Annotated in this window: 21 protein-coding genes; 17 read left to right on the top strand and 4 right to left on the bottom strand. The window is 70.6% G+C overall.

The features are described 5' to 3' along the window. Nucleotides 1-89: 89 nt before the first annotated feature. From E3O32_RS00965 to E3O32_RS00945, 4 genes are all read left to right on the top strand, one after another. Nucleotides 90-944: a phosphatase PAP2 family protein gene (locus E3O32_RS00965; RefSeq protein ID WP_134506094.1), complete on the top strand. Its 855-nt coding sequence runs from the start codon at nucleotides 90-92 to the stop codon at nucleotides 942-944. A gap of 73 nt (nucleotides 945-1,017) precedes the next feature. Beyond that, nucleotides 1,018-2,346, top strand: coding sequence for a type III polyketide synthase (locus tag E3O32_RS17485; RefSeq protein WP_241974432.1), 1,329 nt, complete (start codon nucleotides 1,018-1,020; stop codon nucleotides 2,344-2,346). Between the two features lie 6 nt (nucleotides 2,347-2,352). Continuing rightward, nucleotides 2,353-3,114, top strand: a complete 762-nt coding sequence (locus E3O32_RS00950) for a class I SAM-dependent methyltransferase (protein WP_134506092.1) — start codon at nucleotides 2,353-2,355, stop codon at nucleotides 3,112-3,114. After that, nucleotides 3,107-4,240 (top strand): FAD-dependent oxidoreductase, encoded by a 1,134-nt coding sequence (locus E3O32_RS00945; protein ID WP_134506090.1) that lies wholly within the window; start codon nucleotides 3,107-3,109, stop codon nucleotides 4,238-4,240. The genes E3O32_RS00950 and E3O32_RS00945 overlap by 8 nt, the downstream gene beginning before the upstream one ends. Nucleotides 4,241-4,385: 145 nt before the next feature. Here E3O32_RS00945 and E3O32_RS00940 read toward each other — a convergent pair whose 3' ends face one another. Beyond that, on the bottom strand, nucleotides 4,386-6,458 hold the full coding sequence (locus E3O32_RS00940; protein ID WP_134506089.1) for a glycogen debranching N-terminal domain-containing protein: 2,073 nt from the start codon (nucleotides 6,456-6,458) through the stop codon (nucleotides 4,386-4,388). 169 nt (nucleotides 6,459-6,627) lie between these two features. On the opposite strand from E3O32_RS00940, the gene E3O32_RS00935 reads away from it, so the two are divergent. From E3O32_RS00935 to E3O32_RS00900, 8 genes are all read left to right on the top strand, one after another. Then, nucleotides 6,628-7,752: a LacI family DNA-binding transcriptional regulator gene (locus E3O32_RS00935; protein WP_134506087.1), complete on the top strand. Its 1,125-nt coding sequence runs from the start codon at nucleotides 6,628-6,630 to the stop codon at nucleotides 7,750-7,752. Further along, nucleotides 7,749-8,996: a sugar ABC transporter substrate-binding protein gene (locus E3O32_RS00930; protein WP_134506085.1), complete on the top strand. Its 1,248-nt coding sequence runs from the start codon at nucleotides 7,749-7,751 to the stop codon at nucleotides 8,994-8,996. Before E3O32_RS00935 ends, E3O32_RS00930 begins: the two co-directional genes overlap by 4 nt. A gap of 10 nt (nucleotides 8,997-9,006) precedes the next feature. Then, nucleotides 9,007-10,269 (top strand): carbohydrate ABC transporter permease, encoded by a 1,263-nt coding sequence (locus E3O32_RS00925; RefSeq protein ID WP_134506083.1) that lies wholly within the window; start codon nucleotides 9,007-9,009, stop codon nucleotides 10,267-10,269. After that, the gene (locus E3O32_RS00920; protein WP_420898083.1) at nucleotides 10,266-11,180 is read left to right on the top strand and encodes a carbohydrate ABC transporter permease; all 915 of its coding nucleotides are present in this window, start codon (nucleotides 10,266-10,268) and stop codon (nucleotides 11,178-11,180) included. The genes E3O32_RS00925 and E3O32_RS00920 overlap by 4 nt, the downstream gene beginning before the upstream one ends. A 257-nt stretch (nucleotides 11,181-11,437) precedes the next feature. Continuing rightward, nucleotides 11,438-12,346: an SDR family oxidoreductase gene (locus E3O32_RS00915; protein WP_134506081.1), complete on the top strand. Its 909-nt coding sequence runs from the start codon at nucleotides 11,438-11,440 to the stop codon at nucleotides 12,344-12,346. A gap of 230 nt (nucleotides 12,347-12,576) precedes the next feature. Next, a complete protein-coding gene (locus E3O32_RS00910; protein WP_241974431.1) occupies nucleotides 12,577-14,343 on the top strand; it encodes a DUF7059 domain-containing protein in 1,767 nt (588 codons plus the stop codon). Between the two features lie 230 nt (nucleotides 14,344-14,573). Then, the gene (locus tag E3O32_RS00905) at nucleotides 14,574-15,995 is read left to right on the top strand and encodes a flavin monoamine oxidase family protein (protein WP_166790740.1); all 1,422 of its coding nucleotides are present in this window, start codon (nucleotides 14,574-14,576) and stop codon (nucleotides 15,993-15,995) included. Nucleotides 15,996-16,314: 319 nt separating this feature from the next. Then, nucleotides 16,315-16,578, top strand: a complete 264-nt coding sequence (locus E3O32_RS00900) for a hypothetical protein (protein ID WP_134506076.1) — start codon at nucleotides 16,315-16,317, stop codon at nucleotides 16,576-16,578. Here the strand turns inward: E3O32_RS00900 and E3O32_RS00895 are convergent. The 3 genes from E3O32_RS00895 to E3O32_RS00885 form a co-directional block, all read right to left on the bottom strand. Beyond that, a complete protein-coding gene (locus tag E3O32_RS00895; protein ID WP_134506074.1) occupies nucleotides 16,565-17,386 on the bottom strand; it encodes a Pr6Pr family membrane protein in 822 nt (273 codons plus the stop codon). The genes E3O32_RS00900 and E3O32_RS00895 overlap by 14 nt on opposite strands. A gap of 106 nt (nucleotides 17,387-17,492) precedes the next feature. Beyond that, the gene (locus E3O32_RS00890; protein WP_241974429.1) at nucleotides 17,493-17,768 is read right to left on the bottom strand and encodes an acylphosphatase; all 276 of its coding nucleotides are present in this window, start codon (nucleotides 17,766-17,768) and stop codon (nucleotides 17,493-17,495) included. A 144-nt stretch (nucleotides 17,769-17,912) separates the two neighbouring features. Then, nucleotides 17,913-18,935 carry a LacI family DNA-binding transcriptional regulator gene (locus tag E3O32_RS00885; RefSeq protein WP_134506070.1) on the bottom strand — a complete coding sequence of 341 codons (1,023 nt, stop codon included), beginning with the start codon at nucleotides 18,933-18,935 and terminating at the stop codon, nucleotides 17,913-17,915. A gap of 165 nt (nucleotides 18,936-19,100) precedes the next feature. On the opposite strand from E3O32_RS00885, the gene E3O32_RS00880 reads away from it, so the two are divergent. The 5 genes from E3O32_RS00880 (at nucleotide 19,101) to E3O32_RS00860 (ending at nucleotide 26,735) form a co-directional block, all read left to right on the top strand. Further along, nucleotides 19,101-21,137: a beta-galactosidase gene (locus E3O32_RS00880; RefSeq protein ID WP_134506068.1), complete on the top strand. Its 2,037-nt coding sequence runs from the start codon at nucleotides 19,101-19,103 to the stop codon at nucleotides 21,135-21,137. Then, entirely contained in the window at nucleotides 21,134-22,090 is a 957-nt protein-coding gene (locus tag E3O32_RS00875; RefSeq protein ID WP_134506066.1) for a carbohydrate ABC transporter permease, read from the top strand. The genes E3O32_RS00880 and E3O32_RS00875 overlap by 4 nt, the downstream gene beginning before the upstream one ends. A 5-nt stretch (nucleotides 22,091-22,095) precedes the next feature. After that, the gene (locus E3O32_RS00870; RefSeq protein ID WP_134506129.1) at nucleotides 22,096-23,010 is read left to right on the top strand and encodes a carbohydrate ABC transporter permease; all 915 of its coding nucleotides are present in this window, start codon (nucleotides 22,096-22,098) and stop codon (nucleotides 23,008-23,010) included. Nucleotides 23,011-23,107: 97 nt separating this feature from the next. After that, nucleotides 23,108-24,433: an ABC transporter substrate-binding protein gene (locus E3O32_RS00865; protein WP_134506064.1), complete on the top strand. Its 1,326-nt coding sequence runs from the start codon at nucleotides 23,108-23,110 to the stop codon at nucleotides 24,431-24,433. Between the two features lie 127 nt (nucleotides 24,434-24,560). After that, entirely contained in the window at nucleotides 24,561-26,735 is a 2,175-nt protein-coding gene (locus E3O32_RS00860) for an alpha-galactosidase (RefSeq protein ID WP_338145174.1), read from the top strand. The last annotated feature ends 183 nt before the right edge of the window (nucleotides 26,736-26,918 follow it).

The following is a 26,918-nucleotide window of genomic DNA, read 5'->3' as shown; positions in this document are numbered from 1 at the left end:
CGCCCGGTTGCCGAGTCAAGGGTCGGGCGCACGCTGTGCGCGAACGACGGGCGGATGCCGGTGCCGGTTGAGGGGTTGTGCAGCCAGGCGTGGGAAACTGGAACGTGCGCACCACGTCGACCACCAGTCCCCTCCGCTATGTCGTGGGTGCTTTCTGCTCGATCGCGGTATTCGTCGTGATCTACCTGTTCTCGGTGCGCACCCTCGCCGGCCAGACCATGGACCAGCTCGCATTCGACGGAGCGGAGTTCGGCCGGCGCAGCGTGACCCCGTTCACCCAGCAGGTGCTCGACGCCCTGCCCGTAGTATCCGTGATCGCGGGAGCGGTGATCACCGGCATCCTCACCGCCGTCCGGCGAAACGTGCGCACCCTGGTCGTCGCGATCGGCGCGGCCCTGGGCGCCGTGCTGACCACGCAGCTGCTCAAGGGCTTGCTGCTGACCCGGCCGGACCTCGGCGTCGACGGCTATGCGGGCAACTCGTTGCCCTCCGGGCATACGACGGTGGCGGCGGCATCCGCCCTCGCCGTCTTCCTCGTCTCCAGCCCGCGAACCCGGTGGCTGAGCGCCCTCGCGGGCACCGCCTTCGCGGTGGTCGCGGGAGTGTCGACCCTCGCGAACGGCTGGCACCGGCCGAGCGACGTGATCGCCGCCCTGCTCGTCGTCGCGGTCTGGGGGTGCGCCGGCGGGGTGGCGCTGACCGTGTGGCGCGGCGATGACGCGACCACCATGAAGGCTCCGCCGGCCGCAGGGGCCCGGATCCAGCTGAAGATCCTGGTGCCGTTCCTCGTCGTTGCGGTCTCCGCGTTCCTGGTCACGTACTTCCGCGCGTTCGGAACCACGCCCGGGCCGCTGATCGCGTACATCGGCGGGGTGTCGGCGATCATCGCGGCCGGATTCGCCGTGGCGCTCACGGCAACCCGGCTGTTCTCCCGCCTGCCCTGACCCGCGGTTTGCCGGGAGACATCCCGATGTGTGGGGGGTGTGCCGGTGCGGGGCTGCGTGTAACACTGGGGCTATGTCCGTCACTCTCAGAGCGCTGCAGACCGTGGTTCCGCCGACAATCCTGGTGCAGGAACAGGTGCGCGACGTGTTCGCGGCCCAGCCGGGACTGAGCCGGCTGGCCCAACGGCTGGTGACGGCATCCTTCAACCTGTCGGGAATCGACCGCCGGCACACCGTGATCGACGAGCTCACGCTCGACTCGGACACCGCTGACCCGCAGTTCTTCGACGCGGCCACGCAGCGCCTGCTGATGCCGGGCACCCGGGTGCGCAATGAGCTCTACATCGTCGAGGCGACCAAACTGTTCGTCGAAGCCGGGCGCCGGGCGCTGGCCGCCTGCCCCGACATCGTCGCGGCGGACATCACCCACGTCGTCACCGTGTCGTGCACCGGCTTCTACGCCCCGGGCCCCGACTACATGCTCGTGCGCGAACTGGGGCTGAGCCCGGCCACCCAGCGCTACCACCTCGGTTTCATGGGCTGCTACGCGTCGATGCCGGCGCTGCGCACGGCGAAGCAGTTCGTCGAGGCCGATCCGAACGCGGTCGTGCTGGTCGTCAGCGCCGAGCTGTGCTCGCTGCACCTGCGCAGCTCCGACGACCCGGACACGATCGTCGCCTCCTCGTTGTTCTCCGACGGGGCCGCGGCCGGGATCGTCAGCTCCCGGGCGCCGTTGCCGGGGGAGCGGGCCCTGGACCTGGACCTGTTCGAGACCGTGATCACCCCGGTCGGCGAGGGCGACATGGCCTGGAAGATCGGTGACGAGGGCTTCGAAATGGTGCTGAGCACGTATGTGCCGCACATCATCGACGAACACATCGAAGCGGCCCTCGCGCCGCTCTTCGCCCGGGACGAGTCGCTCACGGCGGCGCTGGCGCCGCCCGCGGCCGAGCCGGAGCTCGAGCTGGTCGGGGCGGCCGCCGGTGGGCCGGGCTCGCTGGCGGCGGGGATGCCGGCCGGGGTGGCCGCCGGTTCGGCCGGGGCCCTGGCCGCGACGCTTCCCCCGACGCTTCCCGCGGCGCTTTCCACGGCGCTTCCCGCGGCGCTTTCCGCGGCGCTTCCCGCGACGCTTTCCACGGCGATCGCGCACTGGGCGATCCACCCGGGCGGGCGCAGCATCCTGGACAAGACCGAAGCAAAGCTCGGGCTCAGCGAGGCGCAGCTCGTTCCCTCGCGGGAGACCTTGCGCCAATACGGGAACATGAGCAGCGCCACGATCCTGTTCGTGCTGAAGGCTATCCTCGACGCCCCGGCCACCGCCGACGGGGAACGGGTCTGTGCGATGGCATTCGGGCCGGGACTCACCGTCGAGTCCGGGCTGATGACCGTCACCGCCGGCTAGGCGACCGTGGGCATCCCGTCGCTGCGGCTGCGCGCGAGCGACGCCGTCGAGCTGATGGACGACCCCGACTGCGACCCGGAACGGCTCGACCGCACCTACGCGAACTTCCGGTTCGTGAACGCGGTCGTGTCGGGCTGGCGCGGGATCTACCGGCGGGAGATCCGCCCGGAATTGTCGCGCATGACGGAGAGCACCCTGCTCGACATCGGGTCGGGCGGCGGCGACATGGCCAGGGCGTTGGCCCGCTGGGCTGCCGGGGACGGGCTGCGCCTCACCGTGACCGCGATCGACCCGGATCCCCGGGCGCACGCCTACGCCACCGGCCTGCCGCCGCTGCCGGGGCTCACGTTCCGGCGGGCGCTGAGCTCCGAGCTGGTGGCCGAGGGAGCGCGCTTCGACTTCGTCGTCTCCAACCATGTGCTGCACCACCTCTCCGCCGCGCAGCTCGGCGGCCTGCTCGTCGACTCCGAGCGGCTCGCCGCCGGCCGGGTGCTGCACGGCGACATCGAACGCAGCCGGTTCGCCTACCTCGGCTTCGGCCTGGGCACCTGGCCGTTTTTCGGGCGCTCGTTCATCCGCGACGACGGGCTCACCTCGATCCGGCGCAGCTTCACCGCGGCCGAGCTGCGCGCCGTCCTGCCGCGCGGCTGGCGGGTGACCCAGGAGCGGCCCTCCCGCCTCGTGCTGCGCTGGGCACCCCAATCCGCGTCGAACTCGGTGGAAGAACGGGCGGCCGCGGCGCCGGGCGGCGGGGCGACGGATGCGTGACGTCATCGTCGTCGGCGGGGGACCGGTCGGCATCCTGCTGGCCGGGCTGCTCGCCGTGCGCGGCCTCGACGTGGAGGTGCTCGAGCAGCGGAGCGAGCCGTCGATGCGGTCGCGGGCCATCGGCATCCACCCGCCGTCGCTCCGGGCCCTGCGGCAGCTCGGAGTCGCCGACACGATCATCGAGAGTGCGGTTTGCATCAACGGTGGGGAGGTGCGCTCCGACGGACGCCGACTCGGCCGGCTCCGGTTCGCCGAGACCGCCGACCGCTACCAGCGCGTCATCTCCCTGCCCCAGTACGAGACCGAGGCGGTGCTGCGGGCCCGGTTCGCAGAGCTCCGGCCCGGCGGGTTCCGCGGCGGCGTGACCGTGACCGGGGTGCGCGACCGGGGAGACCGGGTCGAGCTCGCCACCGCGCCCGGCGCGGGAGAGTCGCTCGAGGCCCGCTACGTCGTGGCCGCCGACGGTGCCCGCAGCGCCGTGCGCGACCTGCTCGGCATCCGCTGCACCGCCCGCACCGGCGGCGAAACCTACCTGATGAGCGACTACGCCGACACCGGCGAGCACGGCGATGAGGCGGTCCTGTTCTTCGAGCGGGGCGGGGTGGTCGAGTCGTTCCCGCTGCCCGGCGGCCGGCGCCGGTGGGTGGCGATGACCCCGACCCTGATGACGGGTGCGACCAGCGCCGACCTCGCGGCCCTTGTGCGCACCCGCACCGGCATCGAGCTGCCGCCGACGGAGGCGGCGGCGAGCTCCTTCGCGGTGCAGCAGCGGCTGGCCCGGCGGCTCGTGTCCGGCCGGGTCGTGCTGGTCGGCGACGCCGCCCACCAGATCAGCCCGATCGGCGGGCAGGGCATGAACCTCGGCTGGCTCGACGCACTGCAGCTCGCCCCCGCACTGGAACGGGCGATCCGCGAACCGGCGGCCGCGGCATCCGTTCTCACCGACTACGACCGTCGCCGCCGGCGCAGCGCCCGGATGGCCGCGCGGCAGGCCGGCTTCAACATGGCGATGGGCCGGCCGGCGCACGGACTGCGCCTCCGGGCGAGGAACGGCCTCGTGCGCGCGCTCGGAGTGCCGCCGGTGAGCATGGTGCTCGCCCGCGCGTTCACCATGCGCTGGCTCTAGCCCCGCTGATCCACCCCGCCCGCCGGCTGTAACGACCGTGGCTAACTCAGGAGAAACTGCCGACCGGACCGGCTGCCCCGCGGAAACACGCGGGCACGCCGACCGTGCCGCCTGAATCTCCTGAGTTGGCCACAAATCGGGAGCGCTACTGGCCGACGGCGACGGATGCCGCCGCGAGCAGCGTGTTGCGGCTCACCGCGCCGGAGGCATCCGTGGCGAGTTCGAAGCTGCGTCCCGCGAAGACGAGGCCGCGCACATCGAGCGCCCCGGCGATCGGCAGGGGGGAGACCCGGAGATCGTCCGCCTGAGCGTCGGGTTCGAGGCCCAGGATCGTGCCGAGCACCGCGACGGCGGACGCGGCCGACCAGGCCTGCGGGCGGCAGGCGGCCGGGTACGGGATCGGCGCGGCGGACTCCTCGGTCGAGTGGCCGGAGTGGAGTTCGGGCATCCGGTAGTCGAAGCCCTCCGCGGTGCGGAGCAGCCCCTCGATCAGGACCGCCGCCTCCGCGCCGAAACCGGCCCGGCCGAGGCCGGCGATCGCGATCGCGGTGTCGTGCGTCCAGACCGAGCCGCCGTGGTAGCTCAGCGGCCAGTAGCCGGTGGAATCGGTGGACATGGTGCGGAGGCCGTAGCCCGAGCTCAGCTCGGGGGAGACCAGGCGCCGCGCGACCAGGCGCGAGCCCTCCTCGTCGAGGATTCCGGTGCCGAGCAGGTGGCCGATGTTGCTGGTGACGGTGTCGACCTTCTGCTTGTGCGCATCGAGGGCGACGGCCGGGTAGGCGCCGTCGGGGGACTCGATCCAGAACGCCTCGTTGAAGCGGGTCTTCAGGGCGGCAGCCCAGTCGCGCCAGTCCGCGCCGCCGGAGCGGCCGAAGTGGTCGAGCAGCGCGGCGCCGCCGACGGCGGCCTCGTAGGCGTAGGCCTGCACCTCGCAGAGCGCGATCGGGCCTTCGGAGAGGCTCCCGTCGCGCCACTGGATGGAATCGCCGGAGTCCTTCCAGCCCTGGTTGGCCAGGCCGTGCCCGGTCGAGTCGACGTATTCGAGGAAACCGTCGCCGTCGCTGTCGCCGTAGGAGCGCATCCAGACCAGGGCGGTCTCGAGATGGGGCAGCAGCGCCTCGACCTCGGCGTCGGGCATGCCCCACTTCCAGGCGTCGTGCAGCAGGTTGATCCACAGCGCGGTCGCGTCGACCGTGCCGTAGTAGAGCGGCGGCAGGGAGGTGTCCTCGCCGGGCATGTTCAGGGTGCCCGGCCGCAGCTCGTGCATGATCTTGCCGGGCTGTTCGGCGGTCGCGGCGACCGTCTCGGTGCCCTGCAGCGCGGCGAGCACTCGCAGGGTCGACCCGGCGAGGCCGGTGCCGAGCGGTAGCAGCATCCGGGCGGCCCAGATCGAGTCCCGGCCGAAGAGGGTGAAGAACCACGGCGCCCCGGCGGCGAGGAACACGTCGTCGGGCTGGTCGCGGGTGACCATCCGCAGCCCGGCGAGGTCCTTGAGGGCGGTGTCCACCCAGGCGCCGAGGCGGGAGTCGTCGGCGCGGGCCGTGACGCCGGCCCAGTCGGATGCCCCGCTCGCGCCGCGGACGACGGCCGACGGGTCGACGATGGCCAGTTCCCAGCTCACGCCGACGCTGCCGTGGGCGGGGATCGTGACGCTCCAGCTCGCGGTGGTCAGACCGTCGGCGTCGACGACGAGGTCGGCGTCGGCGGAGGAGAACGAGGCCGTGATCGCGCCGGAGGAGTAGTGCACCCCGTCGTCGTCGAGCACGGAGACGATCTCGACGCCCGGGGTGAGCACGCCGCCCTTGACGTCGTGGATGATGTCGAACGACGGCGTGAGCTCGAGCGTCAGGGTCGTCTCGATCGGGTCGGTGATCGCACTGGTGAGTTCGATCGTCTCGGTCACCCGGCCGTCCCGCACCCGGCGCACCCGGTTGAGGAGAACCCGGGGGTCGGCGCCGCGGCCGTCGAGGTGGCGCAGCAGGGAGACGAAGCGGAGCGTGGCGGCATCCGTCACGCTGTGCGAGATGTTCTCGGGGATCTGGCCGCCGACCAGCAGGGTGAGGGCGCCCACGATGCGGGTGTCGGAGTGGTAGATGCCGTGCAGGGGGCGGCTGCCCATCGATCCGTCGGGGGAGGACCAGACCTGGGTGGGCGCCGACAGGGCGACCAGTTCGTCGTGGAGCAGAGGCTGGTGCGGGTGCTTCGGTGTCTCGGACATGCGTGGATTCACGACTCCTCAGTGATTCGGTGAGCCCTGCAATAGTGCATTCGAGGCCCGCTGTGCGATTGATTATTGACAGATTCGCGTATTCAGGTAACGTAGCACTCAGGATTTGAACGATCAAACTTTTGAACGATCAAATCACCACTTATCGCAAGGAGGCACCGTGGACCGGTTACCGACGATCGAAGACGTCGCACGTGCCGCCCGGGTGTCCAGGCAGACCGTGTCCAACGTGCTGAACACCCCGGCGATCGTCAAGCCGGAGACCCGCAAGCGCGTCGAGGTCGCCATCCGCAAGCTGGCCTACCGGCCGCACGCCTCGGCCCGCCGGCTGCGGATGCGCAAGTCCTCCACGATCGCCATCCGGCTCGACCCGATGACCAACGGCATCTCGGGCGCGCTGCTCGACCGTTTCCTGCACGCCCTGACCGAGCAGGCGGATGCCCGCGGCATCCGGATCCTGCTCTTCACCGCCGCCGACCCGGCCGCCGAGATCGAGCAGATCCGCAAGCTGCGCGCCGGCGCCGACGTGGACGCGTTCGTGCTCACGGCCACCTTCCACGGCGACCCGCGCACCGAATGGCTGGTGGAGAACGACGTTCCCTTCGTCACCTTCGGCCGGCCGTGGGGCGCCAACGACATGAACAACCCCAAGCACCTCTGGGTGGACGTGGACGGATTCGCGGGGATGCGTGAGGCGGCCATCCACCTGATCGACCAGGGCTCCTCCCGGGTCGGCTTCGTCGGCTGGCCGAGCCTCTCCGGCACCGGCGACGATCGCCGCCGCGGCTGGCAGGCCGCCGTCGAAGAACGCCTCTCCACCGGCGACGACGACCTCGCCGCCCTCAACCTGAGCGTGGAGGACCGCCTCGAGGACGCCCGGGATGCCGTGGTCGCGCTGCTCGAGAGCGACGAGAACATCGACGGCCTGGTCTGCGCGAGCGACACGCTCGCCCTCGGCGCGATGATCGCCGCGGCATCCGTCGGCCGGAGCGACCTGCCGATCATCGGCTTCGACAACTCGCCCGTCGGCCAGGCCATCGGCCTCTCCAGCGTCGACCAGACCCTCGACGAGGTCGCCGGCGGCGCCCTCGAACTGCTGCTCGGCGAGACCGGGGGAGACCTCGTGCACCGCGACGCCGCCGCCGGAGACGCCCGTCACCGGCTGATCACACCTCACCTCGTCATCCGGCAGCCGCTGCGGCTGCTGGCCCCTGACGCGGCCTCGACCCCCACCGCAACCAAGAGTGCGGTCGGCAATCACAAGAATGGGAAGGAAACACAATGAAACTACGACGAGGAGCACGCTGGGGTGCTGTTCTGGTGGCCGGCGGACTGTTGGCCAGCCTGGCCGCCTGTTCGTCCGGTGGCAGTGACAGCGCCGGCGGCGACGTTGCCGGGCAGAAGCTCACCGTGCTGATCGGCTCGAGCGGCGACGCCGAGACGAAGGCCGTGGGCGACGCGGCCAAGGCCTGGGGCACCACCAACAAGGCGACCGTCAAGGTCGTCGCGGCCAACGACCTCACCCAGCAGCTGGGCCAGGGCTTCGCCGGCGGCAACCCGCCCGACCTGTTCTACATGGGCTGGGACCAGTTCCAGACCTACGCGAGCAAGCAGTACCTGGAGCCCTACGCCGACAAGGCCGCGAACAAGGATGCCTTCTACCCGGCTCTGACGAGCGCGTTCAGCTACAAGGACAAGTTCTACTGCGAGCCCAAGGACTTCTCCACCCTCGGCCTGATCATCAACACCGAGAAGTGGGACGCGGCCGGCCTGACCGACGCGGACATCCCCACCGACTGGGCCGGCCTCGAGACCGTCGCCAAGAAGCTCACCACGGCCGACACGGCCGGGCTGTCCTTCGGCGCCGAATACGCCCGGATCGGCACGTTCATGAACCAGGCCGGCGGATCGATGCTGTCCAAGGACGGCAAGAAGGTCACGGCCGACTCGGCCGAGAACCTCGCCGGACTCACCGAGGTGAAGAAGCTCCTCTCCGACGGCGTGCTCAAGTTCCCCGCTGACCTCGACTCCGGCTGGAGCGGAGAAGCGCTCGGCAAGGGTAAGGCCGCCATGGTCATCGAGGGTCCCTGGATCAGCGGGCTCAAGACCGACTACCCCGACCTGATGTACAAGGCCGTCGAACTTCCCGCCGGCCCCGGCGGGCAGTCCACCTTCACCTTCAGCAACTGCTGGGGCATCCCGGCCCAGTCCAAGACGACAGCCGCCGCCGAAAGCCTGGTGAAGTTCCTCACCACCGACGAGCAGCAGCTGAAGTTCTCCGACGCCTTCGGGGTCATCCCGTCCAACGAGTCGGCCGCCAAGGTCTACTCGACGACGTACCCGCAGAACGCGTCCTTCGTCACGAGCAACGACTACGCGGTCAGCCCGGTCGCGTTCGCCGGCGCATCCACCGTGATCAGCGACTTCAACGCCCAGCTGCAGGGCCTGAGCAGCGCTGACCCCAAGGCGATCCTGAGCGCGCTGCAGACGAACCTGCAGGCCGCCCTCGACGCAGCGAACAAGAAGTAGGCAGGACATCATGAGCGCGATTCGGGGCAGCACCAATCCAACAACGGATGCCGGCACGGCATCCAGTGGGGCAGGGTCTGCCCCGAATCGCCGCCGTGGCACGCCTCGATCGAGCGTGCACCGCGGCGAGGCGAAGTACGGCTGGCTGTTCATCACCCCGCCGATCATCATCATCGGGATCTTCCTGGTCGTGCCGGTGCTCCTCGCCATCTGGGTGAGCGTCAGCGACTGGAGCGGGCTCGGCTCGCCGCTGAACCCGCAGGTCAGTTTCGTCGGTTCGAAGAACTTCGAGGCGGTGCTCTCCGATCCGGGGCTCGCCCAGAAGGACTTCGGCACATCCATCCGCAACAACGTTTACTACGTGCTGCTCGTGGTTCCGCTGCAGACCGCGCTCGCCCTGTTCCTGGCGGTGCAGGTGAACCGGCGTATCCTCAAGGGTCGCGGTTTCTTCCGCACCGCGTTCTACTTCCCCTCGGTGACCAGCTCGATCGCGATCACCGCGATCTGGCTGTTCCTGTTCGGCGCCACCGGTGCCGTCAACAAGATCCTCGGATTCTTCGGGGCGAGCGGCCCGGTCTGGTTCGCCGACCCGCGCGGAGTGCTGCACATCATCCTCGGCGCCTTCGGCGTCTCCTCGGCACCGGAGGCGCTCACGGGCGGCGGGATGCTCGGGGTCAGCTGGTGGGACTGGCTGAGCGGGCCGAGCGTGGCCATGTCTGCGATCATCCTGCTCGCCGTCTTCACCACCTCGGGAACCTTCATGCTGCTCTTCATCGCGGCCATGCAGGCGATCGGCGCCGAGGTGGACGAGGCCGCGCTGATGGACGGGGCCGGCCCGTTCCGCAAGTTCTTCTCTGTCACCCTGCCGATGCTCAAGCCGACCCTCTTCACCGTGCTGACGCTCGGGTTGATCGGCACCTGGCAGGTCTTCGACCAGATCTACCTCACCGGCGGCGGCAAGCCGGGCAAGACCCTGCTGACCCCTGCCTACCTGGCCTACGACACCTCGTTCAAGCAACTGAACTGGGGTCAGGGTGCGGCGATCTCCTTCATCCTGTTCGTGATCATCATCCTGCTCACCGCCCTGCAGCGGTATGTCCTGCGGGATCGGAAGGACAAGGGCAGGGTGAGCCGGGCGCTGGCGGGGGCGATCGCCGCCGATCGTGCCGTCGTCGTCGCGGCGACCACCGGAGCATCCGCTGCGGACCGGGGGTCCTCGAGGTCGTCCTCCCACGGAAGCGCCACCTCGAACCAGGCCGGAGAAGACAAATGAACGCCGTGACCACCCCCCAGGCCCCGGCCGCCGTGGCCCCCGAGGCAACGCCGGCCCCCACGATGCGCAAGCGGTCGGTCGGCTGGCGGCTCCGCACCGGGTCGGGGCTCAGCTACCTCATGCTCGGCGTGCTCGCCCTCGTCTACATCTACCCGTTCCTGATCACGCTGTCCTCCGCGTTCAAGACCGACGACGAGGCCACCAACGACCCGCTCCGGCTGATCCCGCAGATCTGGTCGTTCGCGTCGTTCGAGCGGCTGTTCACGGATGTCCCGCTTCCGCTGTGGACGATGAACACGATCTTCGTGACCATCACGATCACCCTCGGCCGGGTGTTCTTCGACTCCCTCGCCGGCTATGCCCTGAGCCGGCTGCGGTTCCGCGGCCGCGGACTCATCTTCGCGTCCCTCGTCGCGGTGATGGCCGTTCCCGGGGTCGTGCTCCTGATCCCGCGCTTCCTCATCCTCAAGCAGTTCGGCATGTACGACAGCTACGCGGGCATGATCGTGCCGCTGCTGGTCGACGCGGCCGGGATCTTCATCATGAAGCAGTTCTTCGAGTCGATCCCGAACGGGGTGGAGGAAGCGGCCCGCCTCGACGGCGCCGGCGTCTTCCGCACCTTCTGGACAATCGTGCTGCCGATGGCCAGGCCTGCCCTGGTGACCCTGTTCATCCTGAGCTTCCAGGGTTCGTGGAACGAGTTCGGGCACTTCATCGTGTCCAGGCAGAGCCCGGAGACGAACACCCTGACGACGGGCATCGCCTCGCTGTTCTCCGGCCAGCTCGGCTCGGGCAACGAGTTCCCGCTCAAGATGGCGGCCGCCGTGCTGATGACCATCCCGATCGCGATCATGTTCTTCGTCTTCCAGAAGCGGCTCATCAACACCACCGAAGGCTCCGAGAAGGGCTGACGCCGGCATCGGCCCGTGCTGCTTGTGCCGATGGCCCGAGCAGCACGGGCCGTTCGTCTGCCGGCGCCGGTCGCTGCAGTGTGGCTAACTCAGGAAATCTGCGGCCGGCTTCCCGGGCCGACCCGGAATTCCGGGGGCGGCTTTCCGGCGGGCACGAATCTCCTGAGTTAGCCACGCGCCGGCGGCGGGAGCAAGTGCCGCAGGGGAGGCCGGAGGGGCGGCGGGGCATCCGGCGGATGCTCCGCTAGGGTGACGCCATGACTCGCCCCGACGCCTCCGGCCCCGGCTCTGCCCGCCCTGACGCTGTCCGCCCTGACGTCGGCCGCCCTGACGCTGTCCGCCCTGACGCCGCCGGCCCTGACGTCGGCCGCCCTGCCGCGCTGACCCTGCCCCCGGCCTGGGACCTGACCGGGCGCACGGCGCTCGTGACCGGGGCCGGCAGCGCCACCGGCATCGGATTCGCCGCGGCCGGGATGCTCGGCGAACTCGGTGCCCGGGTGGTGCTCACCGCGACGACCGACCGGGTGCACGAGCGCGCGGCGGAGCTCGCGGCTCGGGGGATCGCGGCATCCGGCATCGTCTGCACCCTCGACGCCGAGGCCGGCGCGCGGGTGCTGGCCGAGGCGCTCGCCGGCGCGGGCCTTGCCCCGACGATCCTTGTGAACAACGCCGGCATGGTCGCCGTCGGCGACGCCGAGATGCTGCACGGTGACGTCACGACGAGCCCCGCGGAGTGGGACCGCGGCCTCGCCATCAACCTGTCGACCGCGTTCCACGCCACCCGCACCGTGGTCGGCTTCATGCGGGTCGCGGGCTGGGGCCGCATCGTGACGGTGTCGAGCGTGAGCGGGCCGGTGATGGCCTCCCGCAATGATGTGGCCTACGCCGCGGCCAAGGCCGGCCTCGTCGGGCTGACCCGGGCGCTCGCCGTGGACGAGGCTGCCCGCGGCATCACCGCCAACGCGGTCGCCCCCGGCTGGATCGAGACGGGCTCCCAGCTCGAGAGCGAGGCGGTCGAAGGCGGGCTCGTGCCGGCCGGGCGGAGCGGAACGGCCGCGGAGGTGGCCTCCGTCATCGCCTGGCTCGCCTCCCCGGGCGCCTCCTACGTCACCGGACAGACGATCGTGGTCGACGGCGGCAACAGCATCGCCGAGGAGCGCCGCTGACCTCCGGCCGTTCCCGGCCCCGACGGCCGCCCCGGACGCCCGGCGCAGCGGGTCTTCGTCCCCACCCGTGCATAACTCCTGCAATCCGCCGGCCGCACCGGAATCCGGCCCGGGATTCCGGGTCACCGCAGGGCCTGCCGGGTGCCGGCCCCGGAATGTTGCAGGAGTTATGCACAGGGCCGCGGCTGGAAGGGCCGAGCCCTGGGCCCCGGGTGCAGTTGAATGGGTCAGTGACTTCTGCACTCGTTGACCAGCTCCGAGCCGACCTCGGCGCCGCCCACTACTCCGTTTCGGCGCTGAGCGGCCTGTGGGGCAGCGAAGCGGATGCCGCACTCCGCCGCAACCAGCGGGTTCCGGCCCTGCGGGCGCTCTCGGCTCTCCGGGCGAAGCTCGGGCGGACCGAACCGTCCGCGACTCTGGCCCGGCTCTTCGTGCTCGGCCTGCCGGTGACCCGCGCCGACCTCGCGGCCGCCCTCCCCTCGCTCGGCGTCGCCGGTGCCGAGGCGCTCGGACTGGTCGCCGGCAGCGACCCCGCCGAGACGCCGGGGAACCCGGCGACCGCCGAGACGCCGGGGAACCCGGAGACCGCCGAGACGCCGGGGAACCCGGCGACCGCCGAAACGCCGGGGAACCCAGAGACCGCCGAGACGGCCGAGACCGTCGGGATGCCGGACGCGGCCGAGTCGGTTGGGACACCCGGCACGGCCGGCTCGCCCGACGCCGGGGCGTCCGAGGCCGGCTCGCTCAGGCCGCTGCTCGAACTGCGTCCGTACAGCTTCGTGGACGAGCACGGTGCCGGCAGCTGGTGGATCGCCTCCGACCTCGGCGAGCTCGCACTCGGCCGCCCGCTCGGCGAAACGCACGTGCTCGGCGTGGGCGGGGCATCCCTCACCCTGAGCGGACTGCTGATCCCGACCCGGGTCAGGACCGCCCTCGACCTCGGCACGGGCTGCGGCATCCAGGCCCTGCACGCCGCCCGTCACGCCGACCACGTCGTCGCGACCGACATCTCGGTGCGGGCCCTCGAGCTGGCGGCGCTCAACGCGCGGCTGAACGGCATCCGCAACATCGAATTCCGGCTCGGCAGCCTGTTCGAACCGGTCGCGGGGGAGCGCTTCGACCACATCATCTCCAACCCGCCGTTCGTGATCACCCCGCGCACCGAGGGCGTGCCCAGCTACGAATACCGCGACGGCGGCATGGTCGGCGATGCCCTTGTCGAGGCGGTCGTGCGCGGCGCGGCCGAGCACCTCACGCAAGGCGGCGTCGCCCAGCTGCTCGGCAACTGGGAATACCGCACCGACCAGGATGCCTTCGACCGCCTCGGCCGCTGGCTCGACGCCCCGCAGCTGGGCGGGGCGCCGCGCCCCGCGCCCGGCCTCGACGCGTGGATCATCGAACGCGAGGTGCAGTCTCCCGCGCTCTACGCCGAGACCTGGATCCGCGACGGCGGCACCCGCCCGGGCACCGCCGACTTCGACCGGCTCTACGGCGCCTGGCTGGACGACTTCGAGGCGCGCGGCGTCAGCCAGGTCGGCTTCGGCTACCTGCTCCTCCGCCGCCCGACGGCCACCGGGCCCGGCCTCCGCCGGCTCGAACGCCTCCCCGGCGCGCTCGGCCACAACCCGGCCGGCATCGGCAGCCACCTGGCCGCCTGCCTGGCCGCGCACGACCGGCAGGCGGCGACGGATGCCGGCCTCCTCTCCCGGATCCGGCTCACCGTCGCCTCCGACGTCACCGAGGAGCGCCACTACTGGCCGGGCCAGGAGGATCCGACGCTGATGACCCTGCACCAGGGTGGCGGCTTCGGCCGGTCCGTGCCGCTGGACACCGCCCTCGCCGCCCTCGTCGGGGCGTGCGACGGCGACCTCGACGTGGGGTCGATCGTGGCCGCGCTCGCGCAACTGCTCGACGCCGACGAGGCCGAGCTCGCCGCCGAGCTCCTGCCCGGCGTGCGCGGCCTCATCGACGACGGCTTCCTGCTCCTGCCCGCCTGAGCGGGTCCGCGCGCCGCGGCATCCGTTCAGGCGGAGTTTCTGCGACGCGCCGGGTTGTTCCGGCGCGAACAACGGCGTGTCGCGAGTTTCTCCACCCGAGCGGAGGCCGCGCGCCCGCGCCGGCACCGCCCGGTCGGCGGATCGGCAGGCGGCTGCGGTAGTTTGGGAGCAACCACACCGGCAGGCTCGGAGAGGAGAGCGTCCGTGTCAGCACTGGCATGGTCACCGCAATGAAACGTCGAACATTCCTGATCGGCTCGGTCTCCGGGCTCTCCGTGCTCGCGCTCACCGCCTGCGTGCCGCCGAGCCCCACGCCGTCGTCGACACTCACCCCCAAGCCGTCGCCGACCGCCTCGCTCGTGCCGAAGCCGGCGATGATGCGCCGCACCTCCTGGTCGGCCGACCCGTTCGCCCGCGGCTCCTTCAGCTTCCCCGCAGTCGGGGCAACCCCCGAGCAGCGGGACGCGCTGAGCAAGCCGGTTCAGGACCGCCTGTTCTTCGCCGGCGAGGCCACCTCGCCCGACTTCCCCGGAACCGTCCAGGGTGCTCGTGAGTCCGGCCTCCGCGCCGCCCGCGAGGTGGGAGCCGCCGCCACGGCCGGCGAGCGGATCGCCGTGATCGGCGCCGGCATCGCCGGGCTGTCCGCGGCGCGCGCGCTGCAGGATGCCGGCTTCGACGTGGTCGTGGTCGAGGCCCGCGACCGGATCGGCGGCCGGATCAACACGGTCAGCGACAAGAAGTGGCCGTTTCCGATCGAACTCGGCCCCTCCTTCGTGCGGCACAGCGGGCAGACCTCCCTCGACGAGGAACTCATCCGGCTCGGCGTCGCGACGGCGCCGTTCGGCCGCACGGTCGAGACCCGCACCCCCGCCGGACTGGTCGTGCCCGTGCCCGACATCGGGCCCCAGGCCGTCGCGGCCGCGCTGGCCTGGGCGGTGGACCAGCCCGCCGACGTGTCCATCGCGCGGGCCCTCGCCGACTCGGGGGCGTCGAAGCTGTCGACGACGGATGCCGACACCGGCATCTCCGACACCGACTGGCTCGACCACGAGATCGCCGCCGTCCTCGACCTGAACGCCGGCGCATCCGTCGACCTGCAGTCCGCCTGGTATACCTCGACCGTCCTGGGCGCCGACGACGACCGGATCGTGCTCGGCGGCTTTTCGACCCTGGTCACGGATGCCGCCGCCGGCATCGACCTTCTCGACTCCAGCGTGGTCACCCGCCTGGCCTACTCGGACGAGGGCGTCAGCCTGCGCCTCGGCAACGGCGAATCGCTGGGCGCCGACCGGGTCGTCGTCACGATTCCGCTCGGCGTGCTGAAGACCAAGGTGATGGAGTTCGCCCCGCCACTGCCGTTCGCCCACCGCGGCGCGATCGCGGCGCTCGGCGTCGGCACGCTGGACAAGATCTGGCTGCAATTCGACCAGCCGTTCTGGGACACCGAGGCGCCGCTCTGGACCACGGTCGGCGGCGACGGCGACTTCAAGGTCTGGATCAACATGGTGCCGCTGACCGGCGAGCCCGTGCTGATGGGGCTGGTGGCGGCTGAGAGCGCCCTTCGCCTCGCCGAGGTCGACGACGACGAGTTCCTCGCCGCCGCACTGGCCAGCCTGGAACCCTTCCTCGCACCGGCGCCGACCCCGAAATAGCGAAACCGGGTCTGACCGGGCGGTGGAAAACAACCCCCCGCGATTCCCAGCGAGGTGGTGTACAGTGCTCGCAACGTCCAGTCGTTGAGAAAAACTCCTCTTTTGAGGAGCACTTTCATGCAGGTGCAGTCCATCGCGGTGCTAGCCCAGAGGGCCAGCCGTTGCCCGATCGGAACTGCCGTTGGAATCCGCCGGGTCTCCACCCAGTGCGTCCTTGCCGGGTCTTCCTTCGGCCACCCGGCGCGGTCGCCGCTCGGGTGCACCGTCCCCACCCGCGGCCGCAGTTCCCCCGGCTTGACCGCTTGATTGAACGTGCCTCATGGATACCCTGCTGGATCTCGACTCCGTCGTCCTTCTCGATTTCGACACCGACCTGCCCTGCGAAGGCTCGCACCATGTGCGCGGCCTGAGCGGGCATTCTCCCACCGCCCCCGGCGCCTACATGGTGATCTCGCCCTGTTGCGGACCCAAGGTTGTGCAGTGCTCCCCGCGGGTGCACGCGATGCGGCACTCGGGCGTGCTCTACTGCGGCGCCTGCCGCAATGAGCACCTCACCAGCGACTACACCTTTATTCCGCTGTAGCGGCGGCGACCGCGGCCGGGATACGCCGCCACGGACGCGGCGACAGCCGCGACGTGGCCGTGAGCCCGGCCGCGATCCCGGTGAACAGCGCCACCGCGACCAGGCTGTAGAGCAGGGTCTCGAGCGGCCCGCTGACCTGGGCCGGGTCGAGGAAGAAGTAGGGATACCAGCCGACCAACGCGCCCCGCGCGAGGGTGAACGCACCCCAGAGACCGGGCACGAGCATCACCCAGGCGGTGGTCTTCCAGGGCAGGCGGGCCTTTCCGGCATCCGTCAGCCAGTCGAGCAGGGCGATGCCGGGGATCCAGAAGTGCAGCAGCTGGCTGGACCAGGGCACCTCGATCGTGTAGTCCCGCGACGAGGACTGGATCACGATGGTCAGGAAGACGATCCCGGACACGATGATGTAGGTCGTGATCAGCAGCCGGAACCAGTCCAGCCAGGGTGGGTCGACCGCCCGTCTGAAGGCGACGACGGCGCCGGCGACGAAGGCGACGACCGCGCCCATGCCGCTGAGCACGGTGAAGTAGCTGAAGTAGTTGTAGACGGCGAACGTGGCGAAACCGAGCACGTAGTCGAAGTAGCCGAGCAGGGCGACGACGCCGGCCACCGCCAGCACCACCCGGCCGACGCCGAACGCCTGGCGCACGCTGAACCGCGCCCCGGTGCGAGCCCGGGCGGTGGCCGGTGCGAGCCCGGACGGTTCCCGCCGTGCCCGGCCTGCGGGCGCGACGAACCGCCGCGACGCTGCCTGGATTCCGCGCGCCGTCGTCTTCGTCCGAGCGGGTTCGGATGCTCGCGCGCACATGCCTCCACGCTACGCCAGCATCCCGGACGCCTCCTGACCCCGGCCGGGGGTGGAAATGGGCCACGGGCCACGCGGCCGCGCACCGGGGAGTGCCGAAGGCGCCGGCTCAGAAATCTATCCGGAACGCGGTTTCGCCCAGCGGCTCCAGTTCGGAGGTCTCGACCGACTCGACCAGGGCCGACGGCGGACCGTGGGCGAGCCAGGCCAGCATGGCCGACACGGCCGCAGGGTCACCTTCCGCCTCCACCTCGACAGCGCCGTCGCGACGGTTGCGCACGAAGCCGGCCACACCGAGCCGGTCGGCCTCGGCCTGCGCGTAGTACCGGAACCCCACGGCTTGCACGACGCCGCGGACGACGGCGCGGGTGCGCATCCGTTTCATCGCTCAGACCCGTTCATGCTCCCAGTGTGCCCCGGATCGGCCGGGAACGGCAGCGAACCGGGGCGGTCAGGCGGCGTCGCGCCAGACGACGGGGGTCTCCAGCAGGATTCTCCGATCGGCTCGGACCGGCTGCCATCCGGGCGGTCAGGCGGAGTCGCGCCAGACGACGGGGGTCTCCAGCAGGATGCCCTCGGCCGGCTGCTCCTCGCCGCGCAACTGGCCGAGCACGCACTCCGCCGCGGCTGCCCCGAGCCCGAAGGCCGGTTGGTGCACGGTGGACAGGTGCGGCTGGGTGCGGAGGGCCCAGGTGCTGTCGTCGAAGCCGACGACGCCCACGTCGCCCGGCACGCTGCGCCCCGCATCGCGGAGCGCTTCGAGGGCTCCGGCCGCCACGGCGTCGGATGCCGCGAACACGCCGTCGATGCCGGGCTCGCGCGCGAGCAGAGCGCGCATCCCCGCCGCCCCGTCGGAGTAGGTGTAGAGCGGAACGCGTTCGACGAGGTTCGGGTCGAAACGGGAGCCGAGGGCGTCGGTGAAGCCGGCCAGGCGGTCGGCGCCGGAATCCCGGTCGAGCGCCGCCGCGATCATGCCGATCCGGCTCCGGCCCGTGCCGATCAGCCGCTCGGTGATCGCGCGCGCCGACCGGCGGTTGTCGATGCCCACGAAGGGGAGCCGGCGCAGGTCCGGCGGGTGCCCGACGAAGGCGGCCGGCAGGGCGAGCTTCTCCACGACCCGGATCATCGGATCCTCGTGGCGGGCCGAGACGATGATGACCCCGTCGACGAACCCGCCGCTCAAGTAGCGGGCCACCCGGTCGGTGTCGCGCTGCGAATCGATCACGAGGCTGACCATCTGGTAGTCGGCACGGGAGAGCACGGTGTTCGCGCCGAGCAGGATGCCGCCGATGTTCGGGTCATCCAGGAACAACGAGTGCGGCTCGTGCACGATGAACCCGACCGCCTGCGAGCGCTGCATCACCAGGTTGCGGGCGGCGTTGTTCGGCACGTAGCCGACCTTCTCGATCGCGGCCTCGATCGCCGTGCGGGCCGCCGCCGAGACATAGGGTTCGTCATTGACGACCCGGCTCACGGTGCCGCGGGACACCCCGGCCTCCACGGCGACGTCGTGGATGGTCGCACGCTTGCGCCTTGCCGGAACGGTCACCATTCGATAACTGTAGCCCCCGATTTTCCCGAATCGGCTTGACACGGGCGCGCGCCGCTACTTAGTGTGTGTACGTTCACAGAATCTCGACGGAGAGTTTTCGCTCCCCGGACTGTGCACGTTCACAGAGTCGTCGACGAACGCAATGGAAGCACGGTCAAGGAACACATGAACTCGCGAGCAGCAACCGAGGAGAGCCAGGTCCCGGCCACCCCGTTCAGCCACGACGGCATCGCCTTCGGCTGCGACTACAACCCGGAGCAGTGGAGCCCCGAGGTCTGGGTTCAGGATGTCGCGCTCATGCAGGAGGCCGGCGTCGACCTGGTCGCCATCAACATCTTCGGCTGGTCCCAGCTCGAGCCGAGGCCGGGGGAGTACGACTTCACCGCCCTGGACGCGATCATCGATCTGCTGCACGCCGGCGGTATCCGGGTGAACCTGGGCACCGGCACCTCGTCGCCGCCGCCGTGGCTGACCACGCTGCACCCCGAGATCCTCCCGATGACGGAGGACGGCACCACCCGCTACCCCGGCGGCCGCCAGGCCTGGTGCCCGAGTTCCGCGGTGTTCCGCGATCGCGCCCTCGCGCTGGTCGAGAAGGTGGCCGAACGCTACGGCAACCACCCGGCGATCGCGCTCTGGCACGTGTCCAACGAGCTCGGCTGCCACAACGCGCTCTGCTACTGCGACGACACCGCTGATGCCTTCCGCGCCTGGCTGCAGGCCCGCTACGGCACCATCGACGCGTTGAACGCGGCCTGGGGCACCTCATTCTGGAGCCAGCGCTACGGCCAGTGGAACGAGATCCTCACCCCGCGGCTCACCCTGTCCAGCCGCAACCCCGGCCAGGCCCTCGACTTCCACCGGTTCAGCTCGGACGAACTGCTCGACTACTACCGCCGAGAGGCGGCCGTGCTCCGCCGGCACAGCACCGTGCCGGTGACCACCAACTTCATGGTCGCCGCGCACATCAAGAACCTCGACTACTGGTCCTGGGCGCCGGACGTCGACGTGGTCGCCAACGACCACTACCTCGACAACCGGCTGGCCGACCCCACCACCGAACTGGCCTTCGCCGCCGACCTCAGCCGCGGCCTCGCCGGCGGCGCACCCTGGCTGCTGATGGAGCACTCCACCGGGGCGGTCAACTGGCAGCCGGTGAACCTGGCCAAGACGCCGGGGGAGATGGCCCGCAATTCGCTCACTCACGTCGCCCGCGGCGCCGACGCGGTCTGCTACTTCCAGTGGCGCGCCTCGCTGCAGGGCTCGGAGAAGTTCCATTCCGCCCTGGTGCCCCACGCCGGCACCGACACCGAGCTCTGGCGCGACGTGGTCGACCTGGGCGCCGCCATCGGCCGGCTGGGCGAACTCGCCGGCACCACGGTCGTGGCGGATGCCGCGATCATCTTCAGCTGGCAGGCGCAGTGGGCCGGCGACGGGGAATCCCGCCCGTCGCACGAGGTGCGCTACCTCGGCCAGGTCCTCGCCGCCTACACCGCCCTACGCGAACTGGGCATCACGGTCGACGTCGTCTCCCCTGACGCGGACCTCTCCGGCTACCGCCTCGTGGTCGCCCCCGCCCTCTACCTGGTCACCGACGCGCAGGCCGCCAACCTCACCGGCTACGTCGCTGCCGGCGGCCACGCCGTCGTCACCTTCTTCAGCGGCATCGTCGACGAGGACGACCGGGTGCGCACGGGCGGTTACCCCGGTGCGTTCCGGGACCTGCTCGGCATCACCATCGAGGAGTTCTTCCCGCTCGCTCCCGGCGGACAGGTCGCCCTCGACACCGGCGCCGCCGCGGGCCTGTGGACCGAACGGCTCCGCCCGACCGGCGCCGAGGTGATGGCCCGCTACCTGAACGGCCCGCTGCCGGGCATCCCGGCCGTCACCCGCAACCCGCACGGCGCCGGCACCGCCTGGTACCTGGCGACCGCGCTCGAGGCCGGGGCGCTGCGCGACCTGATGCGCACGGTCGCACAACAGGCCAGGGTGACCGCGGTCGGCCCGGAGAGCGACGGCTCGGTCGAGGTCGTCCGCCGGACGAGCGCCACCGCGAGCTACCTGTTCATCATCAACCACGGCGGCATCGAACTCACCCTGCCGGCCGCCGGCCACGAACTCATCACCGGTGAACCGGTCGGCCGCGTCGTGCGCGTTCCGGCCGGCGCCGTTCGCGTCATCAGAGAGGACACCGCATCATGAGCGCACCCGCCGCTTCACTCACGGATGCCCCGGGCGGCGCCGCCCGGCCATCCAAGTCCAGGGCCAGGAAGCCGCGCACGCCGAAGGTGCGGGTGCAGCACACCGGGGCGATCCTCGCCTTCGTGCTCCCGTTCGGCATCCTGTTCGGACTGTTCTACCTGGTGCCCATCGGTTACGCGATCTACGAATCGCTCCTGGTGATCAAGCGCGAGGGCACGTTCGGCGCAGCCACGGAGGTGTTCGGCGGTTTCAGCCAGTACATCCTGGTCTTCCAGAACGGGCCGTTCTGGCAGTCGATCGGGCGGGTGCTCATGTTCGGCGTCGTTCAGGTTCCGATCATGCTCGGCCTGGCGCTTTTGTTCGCCCTGCTGCTCGACTCGCCGCTGCTGCGCGGCAAGCGCTTCTTCCGGCTCGCCTTCTTCGTGCCCTACGCGGTACCGGGCGTCATCGCGGCGATCATGTGGGGCTACCTCTACTCGCCCAACCTGTCGCCGTTCAGCGCGGTCACCGAGAACGTCGACTTCCTCTCGGCCGACCTCGTGCTGTGGTCGATCGCGAACGTCGTCACCTGGGTTTATGTGGGCTACAACATGCTCATCATCTACTCCGCGCTGCTCGCCATCCCCACCGAGCTCTACGAGGCCGCCCGCCTCGACGGGGCCGGCCAGTTGCGGATCGCCTGGTCGGTGAAGATCCCCCTGATCATGCCCGCGATCGTGCTCACCGCGATCTTCTCGATCATCGGCACCCTGCAGCTGCTCGCCGAACCGCAGGTGTTCCGCAGCTTCAGCTCGGCGGTGACCAGCACGTTCACCCCGAACCTCACCGTCTACACGACCTCGTCCATTCCGAACGTGAACCTCGCGGCGGCCTTCTCGGTCGTGCTGGCCGTGGCCACGTTCATCCTGTCCTTCACATTCCTGAAGTTCACCCAGCGGAAGGAAGCCAAGTGAGCACCATGATCCCCGCGCCCGCGCAGCCCGCGCGCGGCATCCGCCCGGCGCAGTCGAAGACACCGAAGGCGCCACTCGCGCAGCGGGAGAGCCCGTTCGCCCGCGGCGGCGCCCTGATCGTGATGGGCGTCTTCACCCTCTACTTCCTGGTGCCGATCTGGTGGCTGCTGGTCGCGGCGTCGAAGAACCGTTCCCAGTTCAACACCACGAACCCGCTCTGGTTCGCCGACTTCTCCCTGTTCGAGAACATCGGCAACCTGGTCGCCTACCGTGACGGCGTCTACCTCAAGTGGATGCTCAACAGCGCCCTCTACGCCGGCGGCGGCGCGGCCATCGGCACCATCATCGCCGGGATGTGCGGTTACGCGCTCGCCAAGTACCGCTTCCCGGGCCGCGAACTCATCTTCAACGTCGTGCTCGGCGGGGTGCTCGTGCCCGCCACTGCCCTGGCGCTGCCCCTGTTCCTGATCTTCTCCCAGATCAGCCTCACCAACACGTTCTGGTCGGTGTTCCTGCCGAGCCTGGTCAGCCCGTTCGGGGTCTACCTCGCCCGCATCTACGCCTCGGCCAGCGTGCCGGACGAGCTGATCGAGGCCGCCCGCCTCGACGGGGCCGGCGAGGTGCGCACGTTCTTCACCGTTTCGGTACGGATGATGGTGCCCGCCCTGGTCACGGTCTTCCTGTTCCAGTTCGTCGCCATCTGGAACAACTTCTTCCTGCCCCTGATCATGCTGCGGGACGAGACCCTGTTCCCGGTCACGCTCGGTCTCTACGCCTGGAACTCCCAGGTGAACCAGATCCCCGTGCTGCGCGATTACGTTCTGATCGGCGCCCTGTTGTCGATCATCCCGCTGATCATCATCTTCCTTCTCCTCCAGCGCTTCTGGCGGAACGGCCTCAGCGCCGGTTCGGTCAAGTAGCCCCAAGCCGCTCCTCCCGCATCACCCGCACCGCAGCAGTATCCGCGTGGACAGCCCAGGCGGATTCCACCCCCCCCAAGAGAAAAGAAGAAACAGAATGCGAATGAAGAAAAGAGCAGTCGCCGTCGCCTTGCTCACGGCGGCCACCGTTGCCCTCACCGGCTGCGCCACCTCCGGCTCCACCGGCACCGACGCCGCAGCCTGCGCCCCGTCCAAGGGCAAGGTCGATCTGACCTTCACCACCTGGATTCCCGGCATGGAAGACACCGTCGCAGTGTGGAACAAGGCCAACCCCGACATCCAGGTCAAGGTGCAGACCGGCCCGAACGGCAACGGCGGCACCTACCAGAACTTCTTCAACCAGCTCAAGGCCGGCAACGCGCCCGACCTGGGCCAGATCGAATACGACGCGCTGCCGAACTTCCGGGTGCAGGACGGCCTGATGGACCTGGCCGCCTGCGACGGCGTGCTCGACGCGAAGAGCGACTTCGTCGACTGGACCTGGGGTCAGGTGAACTTCGGCGAGGACAAGTCGGTCTACGCCATCCCGCAGGACGCCGGCCCCATGGCCATGTTCTACCGGACCGACCTGTTCAAGGCGAACAACATCGAGATTCCGACCACCTGGGCCGAATACGCCACCGCGGCGGAGAAGATCCGCGCCACCGGCGGCTACATCACCAACTTCTCGCAGAGCGACATCAACCAGTTCGCCGGGTTCGTCTGGCAGGCCGGCGGAAAGTGGTTCAAGAACGACGGTGACAAGTGGACAGTTGATCTGACCGACCCGACCACGACCAAGGTCGCAGCCTACTGGCAGGACCTGATCGACCGGGACCTCGTCTCGACGAACCCGCCGTGGACCGATGAGTGGAACAACGCCTACAACTCCGGCAGTGACTGGACCTGGAACTCCGCAGCCTGGGGTGCCAACTCCATCGCCAGCGGCGCCCCGGACACCGCGGGCAAGTGGGCCGTCGCCCAGTCCCCGCAGTGGCAGGCCGGCGACAAGGCCAGCGGCAACTGGGGTGGCTCGTCCACCGCTGTCTTCAAGGGTTCCAAGCACCCCTACGAGGCCGCGAAGTTCGCGCTGTGGTTGAACACCTCCGCCGAGTCGCTCACGATGCTGAACAAGTCCGCCAACCTCTACCCGGCGGCCAAGTCCGGCCTCGACCTGCCCGCGCTCAAGGAGGGCGTGCCGTTCTACGGCGACCAGGCGATCTACGATGAGTTCGCGACCGCATCCGCCCAGGTCTCCCCGGACTTCGTCTGGGGCCCGACCATGACCCAGACCTACAATGATGTCTCAGACGGCTTCAAGGGCGCGGTCAGCGGCAAGGGAACCCTCGCCGAGGCGTTGAAGGTCGGCCAGGCCAACACGATCGCGGCCATGTCGGCGCAGTCGATCCCGGTCAACAAGTAGCAGTCGCACGACCCTGAGTCGGGGTGGCCGGTCCTCGCGGCCGGCCACCCCGGCTTGTTCCACGAGGGCCGCCAGCCTGGCCCGTTCCATCCGTTCGCGCACCGACGACCAGTTAGCAGCAGACCACGTGAGCACCCCTGCACCGACCTCAGCCGCGTCGGGTGCCCCGTCGATGGTCCACCACCTCCGTGCCGCGGGCGCCGGCCTTGTGCTGGATGCCCGCGGCCCGGGCGTTCCCGTCATCGTGCACTGGGGCGGCGACCTCGGCGCGCTCTCCGACGCCGAGTTGGCCGTGCTCGCCGATTCGGCCGTGCCCGCCATCCCGCCGAGCTCGGTCGACATCCCGCTCCGTCTCTCTCTGCTGCCCACAGCCCGGGAGGGCTGGAGCGGGCGCCCCGGACTGACCGGGTTCCGCGTCGGCGACGGCACGCCCCCGCTCGACCTTCGCCTCGCCCTGGTGCGCCCGGCCGGCCCGCTCGCCCTGGCCGTGCTGCTGACGGATGCCGCCGCCGGCCTCGACCTGCGCACCGACCTCGAACTCACCGTGCAGGGTGTGCTGCGGGTGCGGCACACCCTCACCAACACCGGCAGGTCGGCCTTCGAACTCGGCTCGCTCGACGTCACCCTGCCGGTGCCCGACCGCGCCGCGGAGCTGCTCGACTTCACCGGGCTGTGGAGCCACGAGCGCCGGCCGCAGCGCGGCATCCTGGGCCAGGGAGTCTGGAGCCGTGAGTCACGGCACGGCCGCCCCGGCCACGACGACGCGTTCCTCACCGTCGCCGGCACGCCCGGGTTCGGCTTCCGCGCCGGGGAGGTGTGGGCCACCCACCTGGCCTGGAGCGGCGACAAGCACACCTGGGCCGAGCGGAGCCCGCTGGGCGTGGCAACGCTCGGCAGCGGCGAGCTGCTCGCGCCGGGGGAACTCAGCCTGGCCGCCGGGGCGAGCTACTCCTCGCCGTGGACCGTGGCCGTGTACTCGGCTGCCGGGCTCGACGGGCTGTCGGCCAGGCTGCATCCGTGGATCCGGTCCTGGTCGACGCTCCGGGCGGCCGGGGCGCCAGGCGGCCCGCCCGGCCGCCCGGTCGTGCTGAACACCTGGGAGGCGGTCTACTTCGACCACGACCTGCCCACACTGAGCCGCCTCGCCGACGTGGCCGCGCAGGTCGGCGTCGAACGGTTCGTGCTCGACGACGGCTGGTTCACCGGCCGATCCGACGACCGGCGCGCACTCGGCGACTGGTTCGTCGACCCGGCAACCTGGCCGGAGGGCTTGCACCCGCTGATCGACCATGTGCGCGGGGCCGGCCTCGACTTCGGCCTCTGGGTGGAACCCGAGATGGTGAGCCTGGACTCCGACCTGGCCCGGCGGCATCCGGACTGGGTGCTCGGCACCGACGGGTCGCCGACCTGGCGGTTCCAGCGGGTGCTCGACCTCGACAACCCGGATGCCTTCGCCTGGCTCTTCGCTCGGCTCGACGCCCTTCTCACCGAGTACCCGATCAGCTACCTCAAGTGGGACCACAACCGCGACCTGCTGGCCGGCTCGGCGCACCGGCAGACGGTCGCCCTCTACCGGCTGATCGACGCCGTGCGGGCCGCGCACCCTCAGGTGGAGGTCGAATCCTGCGCGTCGGGCGGCGCCCGGATCGACCTCGGCATCCTCGAACGGGTCGACCGGGTCTGGACCAGCGACACCAACGACCCGCTCGAACGGCAGCTGATCCAGCGCTACACGGGCGTGCTCGTGCCGCCGGAATACCTCGGCGGGCACCTCGGCGCGGCGACCGCGCACACCACCGGGCGCACCGCCGACCTCGGGTTCCGGCTCGCCACCGCTCTGTTCGGCAGTGCCGGCATCGAGTGGAACCTCACCGGGGCGAGCGAGGCCGAGCTCGACGCGATCGCGGACTGGGTCGCCCGGTACAAGGCGCTCCGCCCGCTCCTGCACTCCGGAACGGTCGTGCACGCCGACACGAGCGACCCCGCGCTCGAACTGCACGGCGTCGTCTCGGCCGACCGCTCCACGGGGGTGTTCGCCTACGTGGCCCTGGCCGCCGCGCGCGCCGCGCTGCCCGCCCCGCTCCGTTTCCCGGGCCTCGACCCTGACCAGAGCTACCGGGTGGCCCCGCTCACCCTGGGCGGCGCCCCGCGAACGGTGCAGGATGCCCCGCCCGGCTGGCTCGTGGCGGGCGGCATCACCCTGCCCGGCTCAGTGCTCGCGGTCATCGGACTGCCCGCGCCGCTGCTCTCCCCGGAGCAGGCCGCGCTCTACACCGTCGACGTGGTGCCGGCGCCGCGGTAGCCCGTGCCCCGTTGCCGGTCGAGTTCCACCCTTCCGGTCGAACCCGACCGGTGCGCGGGTCGGTTTCGACCGAAAGGGTTGATCTTGGCGGGGGAGGCACCTGGAGAGCCCGCCATTCGTGCCCCGCGCACCGCGGCGCCGCCCGGGGGAACCCACCCGGACGGCGCCGCTCACGCTGAAGGC

The sequence above is a fragment of the Cryobacterium mannosilyticum genome (assembly GCF_004402705.1).
Classification (GTDB): Bacteria; Actinomycetota; Actinomycetes; order Actinomycetales; family Microbacteriaceae; genus Cryobacterium; species Cryobacterium mannosilyticum.
The sequence above is the reverse complement of the archived record's forward strand: the minus strand, read 5'-3'. Positions and strand labels throughout refer to the sequence as shown.